Source organism: Acidovorax sp. KPB24-07 (genome assembly GCF_057543315.1).
The window spans coordinates 1-1564 of the sequence record NZ_BAAJYS010000597.1 but is presented as its reverse complement, the minus strand read 5'-3'; the positions used below and the strand labels follow the sequence as shown (position 1 = coordinate 1564).

Annotated in this window: 2 protein-coding genes; both read left to right on the top strand. The window is 72.3% G+C overall.

All coding sequences use genetic code 11. From position 1 onward, the window contains the following. Positions 1 to 108 precede the first annotated feature (108 nt). The gene (locus AC27IQ_RS24220; protein ID WP_487091089.1) at positions 109 to 912 is read left to right on the top strand and encodes an alanyl-tRNA editing protein; all 804 of its coding nucleotides are present in this window, start codon (positions 109 to 111) and stop codon (positions 910 to 912) included. 47 nt (positions 913 to 959) lie between these two features. Beyond that, positions 960 to 1564: protein-disulfide reductase DsbD domain-containing protein (locus tag AC27IQ_RS24215; protein WP_487091088.1), on the top strand; the 605-nt coding region annotated here is incomplete at its 3' end.

Sequence of the window (1564 nt, the reverse complement as noted above, 5' to 3'; positions counted from 1 at the left end):
CGAGGTGGGCGGCCTTCCGCCCGCGCCGGTGTGCACGCCGGCGCACGCCACGCCCACGGCGCGCCGCACGGAGGGCGCTCCCGCAGGCGCCGCCGTTACCATCGGGCCATGACGACCGACGACCGCTCCCCCCCTGCGACCACCCCCACCCCCACGCTGGCCACGCAAGACCTCTTCCGCGAAGACGCCTACCTGCGCGAATGCCAGGCCACCGTGGTGGCGGTGCAGCCGGACGGCGGCATCGTGCTGGACCGCACCGTGTTCTACCCGCTCGGGGGCGGCCAGGCCGGCGACAGCGGCGTGCTGATGCGGGCGGACGGCAGCACCGTCGCCATTGCCGACACACGCAAGGGCAAGGATGCCGAAGGCCGGCCCACGGCCGCCATCGTGCACGTGCCCGCACCGGGCGAAGTCGCGCCCTGGACGGTGGGCGAGGCCGTGACCGCGCGCATCGACTGGGAGCGCCGCCACCGGCTGATGCGCTTTCACACCACCACCCACCTGCTGTGCCACCTGGTGGCGCAGCCCGTGAACGGCTGCTCGATCACCCCCGACTACGCGCGGCTCGATTTCCACATGGACGGCGCGCTGGACAAGGACGCGCTGACCGCCGGCATCGCGCGCCTGGTGGCCGAAGGCCATGCCGTCACCCTGGGCACCGTCACCGATGCGGAGCTGGACGCCAACCCCGCCCTGGTCAAGAGCATGAGCGTGCAGCCGCCGCGCGGCACGGGCCAGGTGCGCACCGTGCGCGTGGGCGGCACCGGCGAGGCGGGCGCGCCGCAGATCGACCTGCAGCCCTGCGGCGGCACGCATGTGGCGCACACCGGCGAGATCGGCGCCGTGGTCGTGACCAAGATCGAGAAGAAAGGCGCCCTTTCGCGCCGCGTGGTGCTCGGCTTCGCCGCCTGACACCGGCCCAGGAACCAAACCCCGGGCTGCGGCTCCCACCCTGCGACATGTCACACCGCCTGCTCCAGCGCTTGCTGCCCGCTCTTTTTTTGATAGCTGTCAGCGCTTTCCACATGGGCGCCGGGGCCCAATCGGGCCCCAAGACCACCGGTGCCGGCAGCGGCAGCAGCACCGTCACCACCCCCCATGTGCAGGCCGAGCTGGTGGCCCACGCCCCCGAGGGTGTGGCGCCGGGCAAGCCGCTCTGGCTGGGCCTGTCGATCACCCACCAGCCCGAGTGGCACACCTACTGGATGAATTCGGGCGATTCGGGCCTGCCCACACAGCTGGAGTGGCAGGTGCCCGCCGGCATCGAGGCCGGCGACATCGCCTGGCCCGTGCCGCGCAAGATCCCCATTGGCAACCTGGCCAACTACGGCTACGAGGGCACGGTGCTGCTGCCGGTGCCCATGGCCGTCTCCGATGCGTTCGCGCCTGGCCCGCTGGCGCGCACCGCCACCTTCCACCTGCGCGCCTCGTGGCTGGTGTGCCGCAAGGAATGCATCCCCGAAGAAGGCGACTTCACCCTGCAGTTGCCGATCCGCAGCACCACGGCGCTGAGCGCCGGGGCCTTCGATGCCGCGCAGCAGGCGCACCCCCAGCCGCTGCATCA

Bases quoted from the DNA above. Each gene is read 5' to 3' on its own strand.
- AC27IQ_RS24220 (WP_487091089.1), top strand. From the start codon at position 109: ATGACGACCGACGACCGCTCCCCCCCTGCGACCACCCCCACCCCCACG.